Source organism: Colwellia polaris, assembly GCF_002104515.1.
Classification (GTDB): domain Bacteria; phylum Pseudomonadota; class Gammaproteobacteria; order Enterobacterales; family Alteromonadaceae; genus Cognaticolwellia; species Cognaticolwellia polaris.
This window is the reverse complement of sequence record NZ_NBOE01000003.1, coordinates 1-17,705: the sequence shown is the minus strand read 5'-3', so window position 1 is coordinate 17,705 and position 17,705 is coordinate 1. Positions and strand designations below refer to the sequence as shown.

16 protein-coding genes are annotated in these 17,705 nt (G+C 36.1%); 5 read left to right on the top strand and 11 right to left on the bottom strand.

Annotated features, from left to right (window positions below):
• Window positions 1–115: 115 nt before the first annotated feature.
• Window positions 116–1,021, top strand: coding sequence for a cation diffusion facilitator family transporter (locus B6A32_RS07145; protein WP_085302428.1), 906 nt, complete (start codon window positions 116–118; stop codon window positions 1,019–1,021).
• Here B6A32_RS07145 and B6A32_RS07140 read toward each other — a convergent pair.
• On the bottom strand, window positions 1,018–1,719 hold the full coding sequence (locus B6A32_RS07140) for a type 2 periplasmic-binding domain-containing protein (protein ID WP_158088462.1): 702 nt from the start codon (window positions 1,717–1,719) through the stop codon (window positions 1,018–1,020). The two genes, B6A32_RS07145 and B6A32_RS07140, sit on opposite strands and share 4 nt — an antisense overlap.
• Before the next feature lie 395 nt (window positions 1,720–2,114).
• Between B6A32_RS07140 and B6A32_RS07135 the strand changes: the two genes are divergently transcribed.
• Complete coding sequence (locus B6A32_RS07135; RefSeq protein WP_085302424.1) at window positions 2,115–2,474, top strand: Rieske 2Fe-2S domain-containing protein; 360 nt, start codon at window positions 2,115–2,117, stop codon at window positions 2,472–2,474.
• 129 nt (window positions 2,475–2,603) lie between these two features.
• Here B6A32_RS07135 and B6A32_RS07130 read toward each other — a convergent pair whose 3' ends face one another.
• From B6A32_RS07130 to B6A32_RS07120, 3 genes are all read right to left on the bottom strand, one after another.
• Window positions 2,604–3,215: a paraquat-inducible protein A gene (locus tag B6A32_RS07130; RefSeq protein WP_085302422.1), complete on the bottom strand. Its 612-nt coding sequence runs from the start codon at window positions 3,213–3,215 to the stop codon at window positions 2,604–2,606.
• Between the two features lie 72 nt (window positions 3,216–3,287).
• Window positions 3,288–3,893 carry a 5'-deoxynucleotidase gene (gene yfbR, locus B6A32_RS07125; protein ID WP_085302420.1) on the bottom strand — a complete coding sequence of 202 codons (606 nt, stop codon included), beginning with the start codon at window positions 3,891–3,893 and terminating at the stop codon, window positions 3,288–3,290.
• 39 nt (window positions 3,894–3,932) lie between these two features.
• Complete coding sequence (locus tag B6A32_RS07120; RefSeq protein ID WP_085302418.1) at window positions 3,933–5,147, bottom strand: pyridoxal phosphate-dependent aminotransferase; 1,215 nt, start codon at window positions 5,145–5,147, stop codon at window positions 3,933–3,935.
• Window positions 5,148–5,418: 271 nt separating this feature from the next.
• Between B6A32_RS07120 and B6A32_RS07115 the strand changes: the two genes are divergently transcribed.
• Window positions 5,419–6,006, top strand: a complete 588-nt coding sequence (locus B6A32_RS07115) for a C40 family peptidase (protein WP_085302415.1) — start codon at window positions 5,419–5,421, stop codon at window positions 6,004–6,006.
• A gap of 143 nt (window positions 6,007–6,149) precedes the next feature.
• Here the strand turns inward: B6A32_RS07115 and B6A32_RS07110 are convergent, their stop codons facing one another.
• Window positions 6,150–7,859 carry a proline--tRNA ligase gene (locus B6A32_RS07110; RefSeq protein ID WP_085302413.1) on the bottom strand — a complete coding sequence of 570 codons (1,710 nt, stop codon included), beginning with the start codon at window positions 7,857–7,859 and terminating at the stop codon, window positions 6,150–6,152.
• A gap of 114 nt (window positions 7,860–7,973) precedes the next feature.
• Window positions 7,974–9,047: a Kelch repeat-containing protein gene (locus tag B6A32_RS07105; protein ID WP_143327881.1), complete on the bottom strand. Its 1,074-nt coding sequence runs from the start codon at window positions 9,045–9,047 to the stop codon at window positions 7,974–7,976.
• Window positions 9,048–9,190: 143 nt separating this feature from the next.
• Here B6A32_RS07105 and B6A32_RS07100 point away from each other — a divergent pair, with 143 nt between their 5' ends.
• The gene (locus B6A32_RS07100) at window positions 9,191–9,673 is read left to right on the top strand and encodes a GNAT family N-acetyltransferase (protein WP_085302411.1); all 483 of its coding nucleotides are present in this window, start codon (window positions 9,191–9,193) and stop codon (window positions 9,671–9,673) included.
• 341 nt (window positions 9,674–10,014) lie between these two features.
• Here B6A32_RS07100 and B6A32_RS07095 read toward each other — a convergent pair whose 3' ends face one another.
• From B6A32_RS07095 to B6A32_RS07080, 4 genes are all read right to left on the bottom strand, one after another.
• Window positions 10,015–10,410, bottom strand: coding sequence for an RNA-binding S4 domain-containing protein (locus tag B6A32_RS07095; protein ID WP_085302409.1), 396 nt, complete (start codon window positions 10,408–10,410; stop codon window positions 10,015–10,017).
• A gap of 204 nt (window positions 10,411–10,614) precedes the next feature.
• Window positions 10,615–11,988 (bottom strand): hypothetical protein, encoded by a 1,374-nt coding sequence (locus tag B6A32_RS07090; protein ID WP_085302407.1) that lies wholly within the window; start codon window positions 11,986–11,988, stop codon window positions 10,615–10,617.
• Window positions 11,969–12,880, bottom strand: a complete 912-nt coding sequence (locus B6A32_RS07085; protein WP_085302405.1) for a hypothetical protein — start codon at window positions 12,878–12,880, stop codon at window positions 11,969–11,971. The genes B6A32_RS07090 and B6A32_RS07085 overlap by 20 nt, the downstream gene beginning before the upstream one ends.
• A gap of 7 nt (window positions 12,881–12,887) precedes the next feature.
• Entirely contained in the window at window positions 12,888–13,454 is a 567-nt protein-coding gene (locus tag B6A32_RS07080; protein ID WP_085302403.1) for a hypothetical protein, read from the bottom strand.
• Between the two features lie 331 nt (window positions 13,455–13,785).
• Here B6A32_RS07080 and B6A32_RS07075 point away from each other — a divergent pair, with 331 nt between their 5' ends.
• Complete coding sequence (locus B6A32_RS07075) at window positions 13,786–15,828, top strand: tetratricopeptide repeat protein (protein WP_085302401.1); 2,043 nt, start codon at window positions 13,786–13,788, stop codon at window positions 15,826–15,828.
• Window positions 15,829–15,864: 36 nt separating this feature from the next.
• On the opposite strand, the gene B6A32_RS07070 is transcribed toward B6A32_RS07075, so the two are convergent.
• Window positions 15,865–17,328: a sulfatase family protein gene (locus B6A32_RS07070; RefSeq protein WP_085302399.1), complete on the bottom strand. Its 1,464-nt coding sequence runs from the start codon at window positions 17,326–17,328 to the stop codon at window positions 15,865–15,867.
• Window positions 17,329–17,705 lie beyond the last annotated feature (377 nt).

Here is a 17,705-nt window from a genome sequence, read left to right as displayed (position 1 = left end):
CAATTGTACTGATTATTTATTTTGAACAAATAAGACTACATCAGCTGCGCTTTTCGACGACATATTACGCAGTAATTTCAATTAATCTCCATAATGAGAGTATTAACTTTTTCGCATGACAACTATTACTACCCATAAAGCATCGCAGCGGCGTTTACTTATTGCACTGGCTATTACCAGTGTATTTATGCTGTTACAGTTGGTCGGTGCTTTCTATGCAAATTCACTAGCGGTATATGCCGACGCAGGGCATTTGTTTGTGCATAATAGTTCTTTGTTTATTGCGCTAATAGCTTCAACTTTAGCGATTAAGTTTGGCCGAACATTTAGTGATGGTTATCAGCGATTAGAGCTATCAGGTGGCTTAATTAACGGCACGTTATATATCTTGATCAGCTGTTGGATTTTACTGCAAGGTGCTGACAGAATATTTGGTCATGAGCATCATGATGAACATGAAATAAATACTTTTGTTATGTCGTCGGTTGCATCGTTAGGCTTCTTGTTCCATGGTGCATCGGCCTATATTTTATATAAAGGCCGCAAAGATAGCGTGAACGTATATGCTGTTTTTTTACATACTTTTTTTGATTTACTGTCAACTATAGTGACTTTTGCCACCAGTATTATTATTTATGCTACTGGTTGGACGGTTGTTGACTCTTTATCTAGCGTACTTATTTCTATATTTGTACTATTTACCGGCTCTAAGTTGCTTTATAAATGTATTAAAGGACTGTTTTTCAACCGTGTGCGCTTACCCGCATTGAAAAAAATTGAAACAGCTTTACAGCAAGTAGACCATATCGACAATGTGCATAACTTAATTGTAAAAAGTGATAATGGTGAAGTGGTTGTTGGTGCACATATTGTGTTAAAACATCAATGTACACTAGAGAAACATGACGAAATTTGCCGTTTTCAAGTTGAACGTGTTTTAAAAGAGCAGTTCGATATTACAACCAGTGTATTGCAAATTGAAACCGCAGGTTGCCAGCATCATGGGCAAAATACACACTAATATATTTTTGAATAACACTCATTCATTTGTTGCCTATAAAGTTGTTCAGTAAGATTAGCTTGATAAGCACTTTTTACTGCGTTTTTTATCAGCGGAAGGTTACTGATTAAAGCAGACTTTTTTGAAAGGTGTAATCCTAGCTCTTTGTCCCCAAGGTAAAAAGCATCAGCTATTAATTCATTGCTCATATTTTCATGGTATAAAGCATACTCAAGTCCAATTTTAGAGCCAATTACAGCGTTTATGCGCTTTAATTTTAGCAACTTAACCGCCTGGCTATAACTATTTACGTTAACTTTTTTTAACAACTCGTCTTGATCAAATCTATTATTAAATTGTGCACTTCTGATAACCCCAATACTGTCGAGCTGATATAAATCTTTATAATGTTTCACTGTGGTACCAGATTGAGTAATAACCAAAACCTTTGCCATAGAAAGTGGGCCAATGTATTCAATGTTTTCAGCAACGGTATTATTTTTAAATAATATTGCTAGATCAAGCTGACCTGTTTTCAGTGAATTTAAAATTCTAGCGTATGGGAGTAGAGCTAATGTGAAATCTTCTTCAAGATTTATAATTACTTTCTCAATAGCTAGCACCCCAACACCTTTACATTTTGGCTGTTCATCAAAGCCATTAAAAGGTGAGAATGGCGGCACACTGAAGTTAATGCTTTTATCGCTAGCAAGTGACATGGTATGTATCATAGTAAGCGATAAAAAAATAAAGGATGAAATATAATAATGTTGTTTCAACGTAAAGCTACCTAGTGAAATTGTTACTTATTATTTAAAGGTAGTATTACTTATTGCTTAAGACAATTTCAAGAGTATTAAATTTTAACCATTTAGCAGAAATAACTGAGTGTTTGTAATTTTTCGCTGTGATTAGTAGCTGAGATTAATAGCTAAGAGTGGCCAGTTTATTCATTATTTTATGGAATAACTGCTATTTATTGCCAGTATAAAATAATTTACAAGCCGTTAGCCTGCAATATTGACGCTCTTCATAACCATTGATCATACTTGAATAAGATAATAAACATGACAAAATATAAGCTTGTTGTACTAAAGAATATTTGGAAATAATTTTGCTAACATTAGATAAGTACTACCCCGCAGGCGGCCAGGTAGCAGATGAAATTAAGCTTGCAGATCTTAAGACAACTCAGCGTGAAGATGTTCTATTTGCGATGGCGAAGTTACCATATTCAAGCACAGAAAAGCCTGTTGTTATCTATCGGCAGCTGCTAGCCAATGGTGAAATAGAGTATCGTACTATTTCAGCAAAGTGCCCACATCAAGGTGCTGATATAAGCCTGGATGAACTCAAACCAGACGGCAATGTATATTGCTCTTTGCACCGTCGCCCTATATGTATATTCAGCGAGTACAATCGTGCTTACTTAACTGTGAAACGTGGAGACGACTTTTACATTATTAAAAATTAACGGCCTGAAGACCCAAAAGCTGCATCAGTATTTTTCGTCACCAGCAAAAAATTATTGCGCTTTAGCACCGCGAGCCACATGGCCTAATTTTAGTCAGTGTTATTTAGAATAGGTGGGTTAGTTTAATTATTACTCGTCAATAGCTTTAATTACAGCTGAAGATTTTGTTGTCGCTAAAACTTTTGTACCAATGCTACTACTACTTATTGCTGTGCCTAATAAAGACAATAAACAATAGCTAGTAAAGTAATAAAAGCCTGGCCCCAAAGCAGACAAAGTTTCGCTACTAATAATAAAGTCTAACTTGAAACCAAAAATTGCCATTTGTTGTTGTGTCGCGGTTTCCGCATGATTTGTAGATAACACAGCAAGGAAAATAGCGACTACAAAAACATCAGCCATCGACCACTTACCAATTTTGCTAATAATGCTATAAACCATAACTTCAAGCCTGGTATGCTTTTTTATGTAAGCTAGGGTAAGCAATATAAACTTGAACACTGGAATACAAATTGAAAAAGCAAAAATTAATGCGGCAACTAATAAGCGTTCATCTTGCCAAAGCTCTTGTACTGTCTGTAATAAAGATAAGTTTTTATCAATTAATGTATTGGTAACTTTTGCGCCACTAACGTTTGCTGTCATTGCCATATTTAGCGAAAACATAGGTAAAAATATACCCGGAATAAATAACGCTATAGCGACAAGGTTAATCAAAAAGCCTAGATGTTTTTTTATCATAATATTTTATGGTTTTTCTCATTTAATTATTTTTAATAAGCGTATGAATGTTTAACTAGGAGCACGTTGCTACTATTTTTTAATTTGCACTTCGGTAAGCTTATCTACTGTTGTAGAGCAAGATTTAAGGAAAACCGACAAAAAATATTCAACTTCAGGCATTTGTTGCTTTAGGCTGGTTAACTTTAATTCTAAACGTTCTTTTACGTGATCAAACTCATGGTTTTGGTGGTTCAATTCATCAAGTGCTTTAATATACGCTACTAAAATGTCGGCGGCTTTAACAATTTTTTTGTATTGTTCGTCTACATTATCTTGCACAATAATATCTGAAAAAACAGCTTGAAACTCTTCAGGTAAAGACTCAAGGCATTGTTTTTCCGCAATATATTCTATTTTTTTAAACTCACGTGCGATCTCTGGGTTTGCATATTTGGTTGGACTTACAATGTCACCAAACCTTGTTTCACTAGCTTCATGATAAAGTGCAACGGTAGCAACTTTATCGGCATTTATGTTTCCTGAAAATTTTTCATTTTTAATTACCGCTAATAAATGCGCAACAATCGCTACCTGATGAGAGTGTTCTGCAACATTCTCTGGTTTAACGCAAAACATTAATGCCCAGCGTTTGATAAGTGGCATTCTAAACATCCAAGCGAGAAAAGTACTTTGCATATTAAAACCTTAAGTAAAACTATAAATAAGTATTAAAAATTATTGGCGGTAAGTGCTAAAAAAGTTAGCTAACCTTTCCATTGCTTGTTTTAATTCATATACATGCGGTAAAAACACTAAACGAAAGTAATTTTTTTGTTGAATATTAAAAGCACTGCCATGTACGAGCAATATTTTTTCTTGCTTGAGTAAATCTAATATCATTTTTTCATCATTGCTGATGTTGAACTTTTCTTGATCCACTTTAATGAATAAATACAAAGCGCCCATTGCAGGGTGGCAAGAAAGACCGTCAATCTCATTTATCATTTTGTGTGCTAAGTTACGTTGCTTGAGTAAACGACCATCGCCATGAATGAGTTCGTTAATACTTTGGTAGCCACCCAGTGCTGTTTGAATAGCATGTTGACAGGGCACATTGGCACATAAGCGCATTGAAGCAAGTATATTTAAACCTTCTAAATAATCTTCGGCATGAGATTTAGGACCAGAAACAACCATCCAACCAGCGCGGAATCCTGCTATGCGATAGTTTTTAGATAATCCACCCATAGTAATAATGAGTACGTCATTTGCTAGGCTTGCCGTTGGAATATGCTTAGCTTGATCATAAAGAATTTTATCGTAAATCTCGTCACTGAATATGATCAAATTATGTTCACGCGCAAGCGAGATAATACCTTGAAGAATTTCTTCACTGTAAACTGCGCCAGTGGGGTTATTTGGGTTTATTAACACTATGGCTTTGGTTTTAGGTGTTATTTTATTCGCCATATCTGCTAAGTCAGGAAACCAGTGGTTTTCATCGTCACAATGATAATGTATTGGCTCACCACCTGAAAGCGCAACTGCTGCTGTCCATAAGGGGTAGTCAGGTGCTGGAATTAACACTTCATCTTCGTCGTTCAACAAGCCTTGCATGGCCATAACAATAAGTTCGCTAACACCATTACCAATATAAATATCGTCAACACTAACATCTAAAATGCCATTTTGTTGAAAATACTGCATTACAGCTACACGTGCAGGGTATATACCTTTTGATTCACAATACCCTTGGGCCGTGGGTAAGTTGCGAATAACATCTTTTAAAATATCATCGGGAGCTTCAAAACCGAATGGGGCAGGGTTACCAATGTTGAGTTTTAAAATTTTATGACCTTCATCTTCTAAACGTTTGGCCTCAGCAGCTATTTGTCCACGAATTTCGTAGCATACGTTTTTTAATTTTGAAGATTTATTGATAATTTTCATAATGGCGGTCTTATAAATGATAAAAGTGAATTAACGTTACCGTGCTCGTTAATATGAAACAGAAAATGAAGCTAAAGCAAAACTGATAGTCATTGAATGTACGTTATTTAAATTAATGTTCTTAATCCCATTGTTGCGAATATTAGCCAATTTTGAAACAGTTACTTGCAACTTTTTTATAGTAAATAGTGAATAATTACGCCATCTTGTTATTAAGAGGAATTTTTCGGGCATACATTCAGGAAAATTTACACTAACGAGGAGACTAATAATGCCTTTACCTTTATTGTGGCTAGGTGCTGCCGCTTCTGCTTTAGCCGTAAAAACATTGGCTGATGATAGAAAACGTCAACAAGGTTATCGTGCTAATAACTTTCGAGCGAAAACTCTTGCTGATCTTGAAAGACATGAGTCGCCAATTGCTATCTATCCTACTGATATGTTTTACACTGAACAACTTGTTAAACCTGAGGTTGGGGCGATTGTTTGTTGTGGTATTGGTGGGGTTTTAGAGCACAGTGGAATTTGGATTGGTGACAATACTATTGTTGAAGTTGATGGTAATGGTTTAATTAAAGCAGTATCTGTGCAAAGGTTTACTCAAACACGCTCCGGAGATGGAATTTTTATTGCCTGTGATTCATTAGGTAGGCCTTTGGTGAGTGAATTAGCCGCACAAAAAGCAATTGAACAAATTTATCAGGTAATTAATTATCATTTGTTTAATAACAATTGTCATCAATTTATTTGGCAGTGTTTCCAATCCGATGCTAAGCCGATAACCACGTTTAAAGCATTATCGATAAATATGGCAAAATTGTTTGACCGCGTGATTTATTGGGATAAATGTGATTGCTAGCAGAGTTGTATCGAGTTGTATCGAGTTGTGCAGAGATTGGGTAAACTTACTTAAGTATCAGTTAATACCTAAATAAAAACGGCCTTGCAAGTTATGCAAAGCCGTTTTCTTTCTTTATTTACAAAAGTGCGTAAAAATAAATATTAAGCAAATAGCGACATTACATCGGCAATGGCTAACATCGACTTTTCACCAGTAATACGGTTCTTCACTTCAATTTCTTGGTTGTCTAAATTACGTTCACCAATAACAAGTAACAATGGTGTACCTATTAATTCGTGATCGGCAAACATTACACCAGGGCGCTCTTTACGATCGTCAAATATAACTTCAATGCCGGCGCTTTGTAGCTGCTCGTATAACGCCTCTGCGGTTTCTTTAACCCGTGCAGATTTTGCCATGTTCATTGGCACAACCGCTACTTGATATGGTGCAATCGCAGCAGGCCATTTAATACCATATTTATCATGGTTTTGCTCAATAGCTGCAGCCACAATACGTGAAACACCAATGCCGTAACAACCCATGGTTAAAATTTGGTTTTTACCTGCTTCAGTTAATACGCCACAATTCATTGCTTGTGCATATTTATCACCAAGTTGGAAAATATGGCCAACTTCAATACCACGTTTTATTTCTATATTACCTTGTCCACACGGGCTAGGGTCACCAGCAACAACGTTACGTAAATCGGCAACAGTGTAACTTGTGGTATCACGATCCCAGTTTACACCGGTTAAATGCACGTCGTCTTTATTTGCGCCACACACAAAATCAGCTAAGTGCGCGGCACTTCTATCAACAATAACTTCGATGTTTAAACCTACAGGGCCAATAGAGCCTGCATTGCAGCCTGCAGCAGCGACAAGCTGTTCGTCGGTCGCAAAAGTTAATGGTGAAGCAATCTGTGCTAGGTTCTCGGCTTTAACTTCATTTAATTGGTGGTCGCCACGTAATACTAGCGCAACAATCGGCGTTTCGTTTTCTTTTGTTGATGTACCTTGCACTAACAGTGTTTTAACTGTGGTTGTGGCATCAATCGATAATAATTTAGCAACATCGTCTATTGTACGGGCATTAGGTGTTGCAACTTCTGTCATCGTTTGTGTCGGTGCAGCTCGATCGCCTGCTGGTGCTAAAGCTTCAGCTTTTTCAACGTTTGCTGCAAAATCAGAGCCATCACTAAAGGCGATGTCGTCTTCACCTGAATCAGCTAACACGTGAAACTCATGTGACGCTTCGCCACCGATAGAGCCAGTATCAGCAATTACCGGACGGTAATCTAAACCTAAACGGTCGAAAATACGACAATAAGCGTCAAACATTGCTTGGTAAGTTTTGTCTAAACACGCACTATCTAAATGAAACGAGTAGGCATCTTTCATTAAAAATTCACGACCACGCATAACGCCGAAACGAGGACGTATTTCATCACGAAATTTAGTTTGAATTTGAAATACGTTTAGCGGTAGCTGTTTGTAGCTGTTTATTTCGTTCGCAACAAGTTTAGTGATCACTTCTTCGTGCGTTGGTCCTAAAACAAACGAGCGATTGTGGCGGTCATTAATACGCAGAAGTTCTGGGCCGTAATCTTCCCAACGACCAGACTCTTCCCATAAGTCTGCCGGTTGTACCATTGGCATTAATACTTCAAGTGAACCTGCACGTTCCATTTCTTCACGAACAATGTTTTCAACTTTGCGTAAAACTTTTAAGCCGGTGGGCAACCAAGTATATAAACCTGATGCGACGTTACGTACTAAACCTGCACGTAACATTAATTGATGACTGATAACTTCAGCGCTAGCAGGGGTTTCTTTCAAAGTTGAAAGTAAATATTGGCTTGTACGCATTGAGAAAAAATTCCATTAGTAAGCGAGTATAAATATGAGGTGTATTCTATCAGGGCAATTTCACACGAAAAAGGTTTTAATTGCCCAATAGGTAAATATTATTGATAAGGTTAGTTAATAACGATTAATCGTATTAAGAACTTGTTGTTTTTTACCCATACCACCTAGGGTAAATAACTCGCCATTTAATTCTAACAAAGCTCTATGATCCATGGTTGCAGTATCCGTGGTGGTTATTTGCCATTGTGCAGTTTTAATGTTGTAACGCCATATTTGATTGCTTGGCTCTGAAGGCATACCGTTATAGCCAATACCATTGTAGTTATATGGGTTGTTACTCCCACCAACAAAGACTATTTCTTTGTTGGTGGTATTATTAACTATACCTTTTGCGGCCATACGATAACGAGACTCGCCTGTTGGGTGTTCAACCTTAAACCAAGCAATTTTATGAGGAGTTTGGCTATCAATTTCACCTCGATAGCAGGCTGTTTCTGCTGCATAACTTCGACGTTTATTAAGGTGTACGTCAACTCTAACGCCATCGCAAACTAATATAGTATTATCAACAATGCCGCCAGCATGGCCAAAAACCGCCTTGCCAGGAAACGGTGATGCCTGTTGCCATTTATCGGTTTTAATGTCATATACCTGCACTAAATTTACATTACCATCGTTATGCCAACCACTAATTAAGTAGATATATCGATTGTTATAAGGCAGGGCAATACTGTCATCAACAGGTACAGGCATAGGAGCTAAAGCTTGGTATTTATCGCTTAATACATGATAAGCATAAACGTCGGGCACCGAAACTTCACTATGATCTTTAGCGACCGTGTAGCCACCAAAAACATAAGCCGTTTCATTAATAGCTGTTGCTACACTCGCTAAACGTCCTACTAAACCGTTAATAGGCTTTGCTATTGGTACCGGTGATTTTTCCAACCATTTGTTTTTACTAACATCAAAAGCAAAAGTACGATTATGTACATCTTGATAGCCTTTGTTGTTCCCTAAACCACTAAACGAAATCCAGTACCAATTGTTGTTTACTTTAACTTGTGCCACACCGTTATTGCTAACAGGCACTGGTATTGCACTTAACTGAGTTTGCGTTGCTGCATGAACTACAGGGTTAATAAGCAATGTTAAAAATGCCCAAAGCGGCAATTTAAGTCTGGTCATAATATTAAACTCTTCTTTGTAAACTAAAATGATAATAATGCCGCTAGCCTAGCAAATAACACTTTCAGGCTATAGTATTATTCGCGGATAATTATATCGGGGTAAGGCAAAACAATGTATTTAATCGTACAAAGGAGATTTATATGAATGTATCTGTAATAACCGCGGATTATTATAACAAGCAACAGGCAAATGATGTAATGATGTGTTTGTCTGCATACGCCCTTGATCCCATGGGGGGCGGTGAAAGCTTGTCAACATATACACAGCATAATTTAATTGAGAAGTTACAACAGCAAAATAATGTTTTCAGCGTATTGTGTTATGTAGATGATAAAGTTGCAGCGTTAGCAAATTGTGTGGAAGGTTTTTCAACATTTAGTGCAAAACCCTTAATTAATTTTCATGATATTGTTGTGCTTAAAGAATTTAGAGGGCGCGGCCTAACCACGTATTTATTTGATTACGTGGAACAAATTGCTATTGATAAAGGCTGTTGTAAATTAACCTTAGAAGTACTTGAAGGAAATGTTGTTGCAAAAAAGGCTTATGAAAAAGTAGGATTTAGCGGCTATGAGCTTGATCCAAAAATGGGCCAAGCTGTATTCTGGCAAAAAAAACTCTAAGGCATTAAAGCTATAATTAACGCCAAGACAGTTTATTCATTATAACTACACATAACCTGCTAAAGTATTTACTGTTTCGCTTGCCAGTTATTAATTAGTGCAAGCGTCTGCTTAGTATAAAGTAGGGTCAGATACACATTAATTGATTTTGGTGTCTAGGGTAATGGTAAAAGAGGGAATATTTAGCCCATAGTTTGGCTATGCTGCTCGTTTTAGAGGATATCAGGCGACTAAAATTTAATGTGTATCTGACCCTACTTTATTCTTTTTGTCTCTTGCAAAGCAAAGAACTCGTGGTTAAATGCCTTAAGTTTTTACTATAAAAAGAGCTCAAAATGTATTTAAAAAGAAATTGGTTTACGTTTTGAACGGGGAGTATCATTTACTTGAGCAGCTTGTTGCTGGTTATCGGTTTTAGCTTTTTTATTCTTAGTTTTCTTAAACGCACTTTGTTTGGTAAGTGTTTTCTCGGCTTTTATTTTTGTTGTTATAGGCGAAGCTTCTTTATCAAGTTTCACTACATTAACCTGAATAACTTCACCATTAAATTCTACAATATCATCATGGTAGACTTTTTTACGCTTTTGAAATTCAACTTCGTTATTTAATAATACATAACCCTCGCTGATCACTATTTTTGCTTCACCACCACCACCAACCATGTTGGCAATTTTTAATAGTTTACATAGTTCTATAGGTTGAATTGAAACATCAATATGTTGAATAGTGTCTGTCATATGGGGCTTTAAAATTGAAATAAAAAACTATTATAACGGAGTTAGTTAACGCTGTCGTGCAAGCTAATTCATCGTAATAAAATATTTTTAAATGATTTTATCTATTAACGTTAACTTATATTACTATTTATCGACGTTTTAACGCAGGTAATGGCTTAAAAAGGAGCATTGAGCAAGTGCTGCTTATTAAGAATTCAGGTTATATTATTGAATTTGACAGGTTTTGCCATTTAATATCAGGTTGCTATCGCTTAGCGCAATGGTATTGTTGGATTGCTGAAACTGTTGTTTTAATGCTGTAAGCTCTTTATCTGCTGCGGTTTCTTGTCGCTTTAATATTTGTAATTGCTGCTTGTTTTGCGAGAATAAATTATCACACTTTTCTTTTAAAAAAGATTTTCTAGCTTTAATTCTATTTGGATAAGCTTTTTTTCTAATCTCCCATGCTTCAAACTTAGTTTTTAGTTGGTTTTGTCCCTCAATAACACAACTTTTAAACTCTTCTAATTCATTACTATAAACTTCGTTTACAATATTAATCTGTTCCTGGGTTAATGCATTTTTAGAGATAAGAGCAGAATAAGCTTGTGATTGTAATTGAAAGTTATATTCGCTAATCGGTAATATATCATTTTTACTACCTAACTCTGGTGTATAACTTTGAGCAATGTTCTTTAAAAAGTGTTCGTAAGTTTGATGGAAAACTTTAAATTGTTCTAATCGGTTTTTATCAAAATTAGCGATGACTTTGGATAAATTTTGTTGATTAAATTTAATAGAAAAAGGCAATAATTTAACCGCGGGTATTTTTTTACTGCTAATTTGTCTCGCGTACTTCACGCTATTGTATGCACGAGCAGCACATATATTAAATGCAGTAGACTGCCTTTTATTCGGTGCAATAATATCTCTAGGTTGAATTAATTTTTTTGTATTTACATTAATATGCTGACAATCTTTGGCGTCATATATTATCGGGCTTTGTGCTGTATTATCTTGTGATAATTGTTCATTAAAATCATCGATAGCTTGATTTTGTTGTGCTAAAGCTCTATCAATATTTTCTTCAGCCGTAGTTAAGTTTCTTTCAGCCACTTTTAGGTTTTGTGAAATAATCTGTTGATTTGTATTGCCAGCTACTAACGTTTGCCACGCAGGGTAACTAAAGCGTGCAGTGTCAGCATTATTAGCTGCGCGAATAGGAATTGCTTGACGATTCATTTGTAAGTACAGGCAAATATTTGGAGTATTTACACGTGAAGGCATGCTTGATGGTAAGGTAAATATTTTTTTATTAATTTCGGTTAAACGGTTGTTAGAGCGGGAAATAACTTGTCTTACGGGTTTAGTTGCGCCATCAAGCGATACTTCAACATATTCTGCAACTAATACAATTTGCTGACTTGCGTAATCTTTAGCAAAAGGGTGGGTGTCTTGCCAATTAAATTCAATTTTTGACCCTGAAGCTAATATTTGTGTATCTAAATTATTATCTAAAGCGGTACTTTTACAACCTGCAAAACAAATGATGCAAATTGTTGTTAAATATTTTACTGTGTTATTGGCTAAAAGGGACATTAGTAAATCCATATTCTGAGAGCGTTTCTAAACTTAAATCACTGGTTGCAAGTATTCGACTTTCAAACATGGTACTCAGTATTCGAATAGCTTCAGGGGCACGGTTTTTTAAATAGTTTTGTTGCTCTAAGTTCTTTAAACCCGTTAGCATTACCTTCATTGCGTCGCGTTCTATGCGCATGGCAATTTCATGGGCAGCACTAACACCTTCTTTTGTTATACGCTTTATATCATTGCTCAGTATTTTTGTTTGATAACGTTCATATGCTTTATTACCGTATCGCGTTAACGCACGTTTTATATTTCTTTCTTCAGTGGAGTCAATCACGGTATAGCGTTTCGCACGTGGTTCAGGTTGAATCATTAAACGATAATAAACAAATAAACGGCTTGCCCACATAACGGCAATGCTTCGCATTTGTTCATTAGATAGTTGTAAGAGAAACGCTTTAGGATCGGAAGTAATTCGACGTTTTAATGCTGCTTGAGATTCTCCTTTACGGGTTGGCAATTTATCTTTATACCGAGAGTAGGCATGTACTAAATACCTACCATTAGGTTCAACTGAACGAATTACTCCTCCTAAAAATGCGACAGTACAGGCACTAGCACAACGATGTTGTTTTTTTATCTTAACCATAGTGCCATATTCTCTTAAAATCAGGCCTATTTTTACTCCTTCTATTAAAACACCCCCTCCAGAGCTCAGCCATACCTCATCAACTCTGTTATTGCTTAACATATAGCGCATACGTCTAGCATCACCAACTTTTACTGGACCACTGTAAAATAACACTTTGCGGTTTTCTTTATGCTCTATAGTAATATTGGCACTATAGCTTGGGTTGCATAGAAACAATAAAAATAATCCTAGCCAATGATGAAAGCGCATTTTGTTTTTATACCGTTACAGGTTGGTAAGGGCCATTCGGCAGGCTTCTACAGTATTTCACGTAAACACTTTCTGAACTATTACCATCTGCTAGCGTATCTTCAATATCAACACATTCACGATTAAGAGCACTTTCAGCATAGGTTTTAATCGGTTTAACTGTTCCATGTAAATTAGGGTTGCTAGGGTCTTTGTATGTTGTTGTTTGTGCAGATGCTGCAGCTTGTAATACTTGCTCTCGTCTTTGCTTTTCACCTTCTTCAGAAAGGTTTTTATATATAGTATTTCCAGCATAATCAGCTATTTTGCAAAAGGTAAGAAATAAACCCAGTTGAAAACCTTTGGTATACAGTTCAATTTGCTCAGCACTATACTTAGAACCCGTTTTTTCAAAGTATTTCTCTGCAAGCTTTTTTCCAACATAGCCACCAACAAGCCCACCGCCGGTACACAACACTGTTCGTGTTCCCCAGCCTAAAGTATCATCGCTACTATTCGAAGTACTGTTACATGCGGTTAATAAGAAAAGTGTGCTCGTTATTATAGCTGTGGTGAAGTGTTTTTGAATTTTCATATTATCCCTCTCAATGTCCATACAGGAGTTTTCATCCATTAATTTAGGCCGATTAAATTAATGTTAATGAAGTGAAGATTTTTCAGTGCCTCATAAAAGATATACGGCAATTAATAAAGTTATACAAAGCCTTAAAAGTGAAATATGCAGTTAATGAATCTTAAGTGGCGTTAACTGACGATTAGTCTGTTGAAGCCAATTATTGAAACTTACAAATAAAAAATACTAAATTCAGTAAAGATTAATTGGCCTTGAAGCGTGCAAAAGAAGTATTCACTACCTAGACTTTATTAGTGAGTTTTAAATTAATCACTAGGATAATTGTTTACCCATGGAACCTAGGAAGCGTAAAAGAGGTATAAAAGCGTCTCGAGAAAAATTAGAAGCTGCAATGTTAGCGCGTGGTTTCGACACTCAAGCGGCTTTAGCTCAACAAATTTTGATCGATGAAGGGTTAAGTAAAGCCCCGAAAGATTTAGTGAATAAAGTGTTTCGTGAGCAAGGTGTTTCTACGCATAACTTAGCGAGAGTTGCAAAAGCACTTAACGTAGCAGCGCATACAATTTATTTGGCAAAAGATGATAGCCAATTTAATGATACGATAAGTAACCAATCGCCAAACCTTTTAGCTAAAAATGCGACTGAAAATACCGAACATATCCCCAACAATGCCTCGTTAATAACCTCAGCTACGCAAAGCTCAATTTACCAGAAAGCGAAATTTTGGCAGACTAATGTTATTTTGATCTTATTAGCTTTTTTTTCATTGGTGCTAACAGCCTTATTTATACATCAACACAATGTTTTACCAGAAAGTACACGTATTCATAGTGCAATAGGAAAAACATTAATCGTAGTGCAACCTCATCAATTAATGACCGACTTAGTTCAAAATTTTGTTGAACACTTTGAAGTCAATGATGAGGTTAGTGCCATTATGCCAACACAAGTGCTTAACGAGAGTATTTCAGCCCAAGCGGCATTAATAAAATGGCAAGCACATGCGGTAATTTCTTTTTCTGTAATATCTGGTGAAAATTATCAAATTATTCAAGCTAAAATTCGTTCTAAATCGCATACATCAATATTATTGCAAAAAGTAATAAGACCAACAGAGATGAAAGCAGCTAGTGCCAGCTTAACAAATGCGTTAGCCCAAAACACAATAAAGTTTATAAATGGTGAGCCTATTAATGCAATGTTATCTCAATCAGAGCAAGCACTTAACTATTATCTATCAGGTAAAAATTTACTTTTTATTAGTCATAGTGCTCAAAGCTACAAAAAGGCGACATCACATTTATTAAAAGCGATAACTTTAGATAACAACTTTGTTGATGCAATGGCTGAATTATGCCGAGCTTATGTTCGTATAAGTTGGATGAAAGATGAAACAGCCACTCTTGAAAACGCGGCTAAATTCTGCCAAAAAGGAGCATTAGTAAATTCGAATAGTAGCTCACTAAAAAGTGCTCAAGCAGAGCTTTATGCTAGAACAGGAGAAATACCTAAGGCACTTGAGTTGATAAAAAGCCTCAAACTTAACAACGCTTATAACGCTGACTTGTTGGCAGTAGCAGCAGAGGTGTTTTTCGTTTTTAATCGTAGTTATTCATCAGAAGAAGATTTAATCCAATATATTGAAGGGTATGCTTCTCAGGCTATTTCACTCGCAAACAACCATTGGCGTGCTTACAATACATTAGGTAATTTTTACTTTAGTGTTGGCGATATTCATAATGCAAAAAAATATTATCTCGCAGCGACTAACGTGGTAAAGCATGAGGTTATATTAGCTAACTTAGGTACAATGCAACTTTGTTTCGATGAGCTAGAACAAGCCCAAAATACTTATCATGATCTGATTGAAAACGTAAAAGATAATTATCTTGGTTATGAGAATTTAGGCACAGTTTATTTATTTCAACATCAATACCAACAAGCATTAGAACAAAAGTTACGTGCTATAAAGCAACAACCTGATATCTCTATTCATCAAACATGGGCAAGTTTAGCAGAAGTATATTTGAGGCTAGAACAACCTAAAAACGCTGCTTTTTATTATACAAAAGCATTAAGGCAACTTGAGCGTGACGAACTTTTAAAAAATGCCGTACTTAGCGACGAGCTATTTAAATTGTATTACCAAGTAAAGTTGCACAAGTTATCTAAAAACAACATTTTATTAATTGATATTAGTAGCAAAGTTACTCAATTTATTCAAAAAGAGGCTTCTTATAGCCTTCAAGCCAGAGCTCATTTAGCCTGGTTGGCTGAGTATGTAGGTAATACAAATGCCAAAGAAAATATTTGGCACAAAGTCATTAAAATATGCCCTGTGTATAAACGCTCTCCAGAGCTTGTTTTTATTTAAATTATATCGACAAGTGCAAGGTTATTTAAACAAAAACTATTGCCATAAAGATTGTTCCATCAGATTTTCACTATTGAAATTAGGTCTAGGTTGTTGCCAAATGTTTTTACCTGAATGAGCAGGGTCGCTGTATTTTTCAAAGAACGCATCTAGTTCAGTTGTCATCTTCAAAACAATTGCTTTACGAGGGGGCTCAGTAATAAACCGCTCTTTCATGGGGTGCGATAAATCGTACCAATGATCAATAACACTAGCGTCTTTTTTGTAATAACGGACCAATTTCCACTGGCCGTCGGTAATCATGCGGGCATTGCCACGCTCAATTATTTGGTAGCGTTTCCAGTTTGTTACACGTTCTGCCTTAAGTAAGGGCTTAATGGAGCGACCTGGGCCTTGTGCTTTAGTGAAACTTTTGTCGCCAGCAAAATCTAAAATTGTATTATGTAAATCGAGTAAATCAACAAATTCACCACGGGATTGTTTGCCTTGAATAAGTGATTCTGGCCCGTAAACTATAAAGGGTATACGTATGGTTTCCTCATAGAAGTTATAAGGAAATGAAGCATTTGTTTTGCCATACAAGCCATATTGGCCCATTAATAAGCCATGATCAGAAACAAACGCAATAACGGTGTTTTTTAATAAGTCACGTCCCTCCAAAGCGTCCATAATATGACCTAGCTGTTCATCAATAAGACTAATCGCCGCTAAGTACTGTGCCAGTGCTTCAGGATGATTTTTTGGTACCGATGAATAGTTACTCCCAAGCATAAGGTCAGAATTACCACCGTCGCGTATCATCTCAAGTGCTATAGGGCGGTAAAGATTAACCAGCCGCTCTGGAAGATCTTCGAAAGGTGCATGAGGTTCGACATAATTTAAGTTAATAAAAAATGGTTTGTTATTCTTTTGGTCAATAAATTTAATCGCTTCAGCTGTTAAAAACCTTGCTTGTACACCTGTATATTCAAATGGTTGACCATTTTTTGAAAAAGAAACACTCCCTCTATGTTTGTATTGGTTTTTCCAACCGGCTTTTAACGCATCATAACTTAGCCAGTGATCAAACCCCGCAACAGGTTTCGGGCTTGCTTCATTAGCGTGCCATTTACCAAATAATGCTGTGCGATAGCCATTCTCTTGTAATCGCTCACCCAGAAATTTTTCACCGACCAACCATTTATTTTCGTAACCTTTACCTTCAGATAAAAAATCGTATACACCATGTTGAGAAGGCATTTTACCGGTATGAAAACTCGCCCGAGCAGCCGAACAAACAGGCGCCGGCGTCATAGCATTGTCGAATATAACGCCTTGATCAGCTAAGTAATCTAAATTAGGTGTTTTCATGCGTGTTTCGTATGAGCCTAGCGCCCATTGGCCATGATCATCAGTCATAATAACAATGATGTTTGGCTTTTGATTAGTCAGATTTTTTTCGCTTGCATAAGTTAAGTTTATGATTAATAAAAAACTTAAAGAAAATAAATGTTTCAACACGTGAAAACCCTATTCAAGTTACAGAATTAACACAAAACTAGCATTTATTAGACATTAGGTACATGGATAGTTAAGACTAGTCATTTTAATTGCAACACACATTTACGATTACAGAGAACCTAAGATACTAAAGAAGGTACTATTTTTTAAATAAGAAGTAGCAGATATTCCTGAACTTTAAATACAAAAAGTAGGGTCAGATACTGACCTATCCCCACAACTAATTGATAAATATCAATCAATTAATATAAAAAAAAATGGAACATTCATGACGTTTGGTGATCAGATCTATCGCCAAACAAAAACAATCAGAAAACGCCATGAATGTACTACCTATTTTGAAGAAAACCATCACGAATGTCACCCCAAATATGCAC

What these genes read in the sequence shown, in the direction of transcription:
- B6A32_RS07120 (WP_085302418.1), bottom strand. Translation starts at nt 5,147, where the DNA reads ATGAAAATTATCAATAAATCTTCAAAATTAAAAAACGTATGCTACGAA.
- B6A32_RS07085 (WP_085302405.1), bottom strand. Translation starts at nt 12,880, where the DNA reads ATGCGCTTTCATCATTGGCTAGGATTATTTTTATTGTTTCTATGCAAC.
- B6A32_RS07105 (WP_143327881.1), bottom strand. Translation starts at nt 9,047, where the DNA reads ATGACCAGACTTAAATTGCCGCTTTGGGCATTTTTAACATTGCTTATT.
- B6A32_RS07100 (WP_085302411.1), top strand. Translation starts at nt 9,191, where the DNA reads ATGAATGTATCTGTAATAACCGCGGATTATTATAACAAGCAACAGGCA.
- yfbR (WP_085302420.1), bottom strand. Translation starts at nt 3,893, where the DNA reads ATGCAAAGTACTTTTCTCGCTTGGATGTTTAGAATGCCACTTATCAAA.
- B6A32_RS07080 (WP_085302403.1), bottom strand. Translation starts at nt 13,454, where the DNA reads ATGAAAATTCAAAAACACTTCACCACAGCTATAATAACGAGCACACTT.
- B6A32_RS07145 (WP_085302428.1), top strand. Translation starts at nt 116, where the DNA reads ATGACAACTATTACTACCCATAAAGCATCGCAGCGGCGTTTACTTATT.
- B6A32_RS07140 (WP_158088462.1), bottom strand. Translation starts at nt 1,719, where the DNA reads ATGTCACTTGCTAGCGATAAAAGCATTAACTTCAGTGTGCCGCCATTC.
- B6A32_RS07110 (WP_085302413.1), bottom strand. Translation starts at nt 7,859, where the DNA reads ATGCGTACAAGCCAATATTTACTTTCAACTTTGAAAGAAACCCCTGCT.
- B6A32_RS07095 (WP_085302409.1), bottom strand. Translation starts at nt 10,410, where the DNA reads ATGACAGACACTATTCAACATATTGATGTTTCAATTCAACCTATAGAA.
- B6A32_RS07115 (WP_085302415.1), top strand. Translation starts at nt 5,419, where the DNA reads ATGCCTTTACCTTTATTGTGGCTAGGTGCTGCCGCTTCTGCTTTAGCC.
- B6A32_RS07075 (WP_085302401.1), top strand. Translation starts at nt 13,786, where the DNA reads ATGGAACCTAGGAAGCGTAAAAGAGGTATAAAAGCGTCTCGAGAAAAA.
- B6A32_RS07130 (WP_085302422.1), bottom strand. Translation starts at nt 3,215, where the DNA reads ATGATAAAAAAACATCTAGGCTTTTTGATTAACCTTGTCGCTATAGCG.
- B6A32_RS07090 (WP_085302407.1), bottom strand. Translation starts at nt 11,988, where the DNA reads ATGTCCCTTTTAGCCAATAACACAGTAAAATATTTAACAACAATTTGC.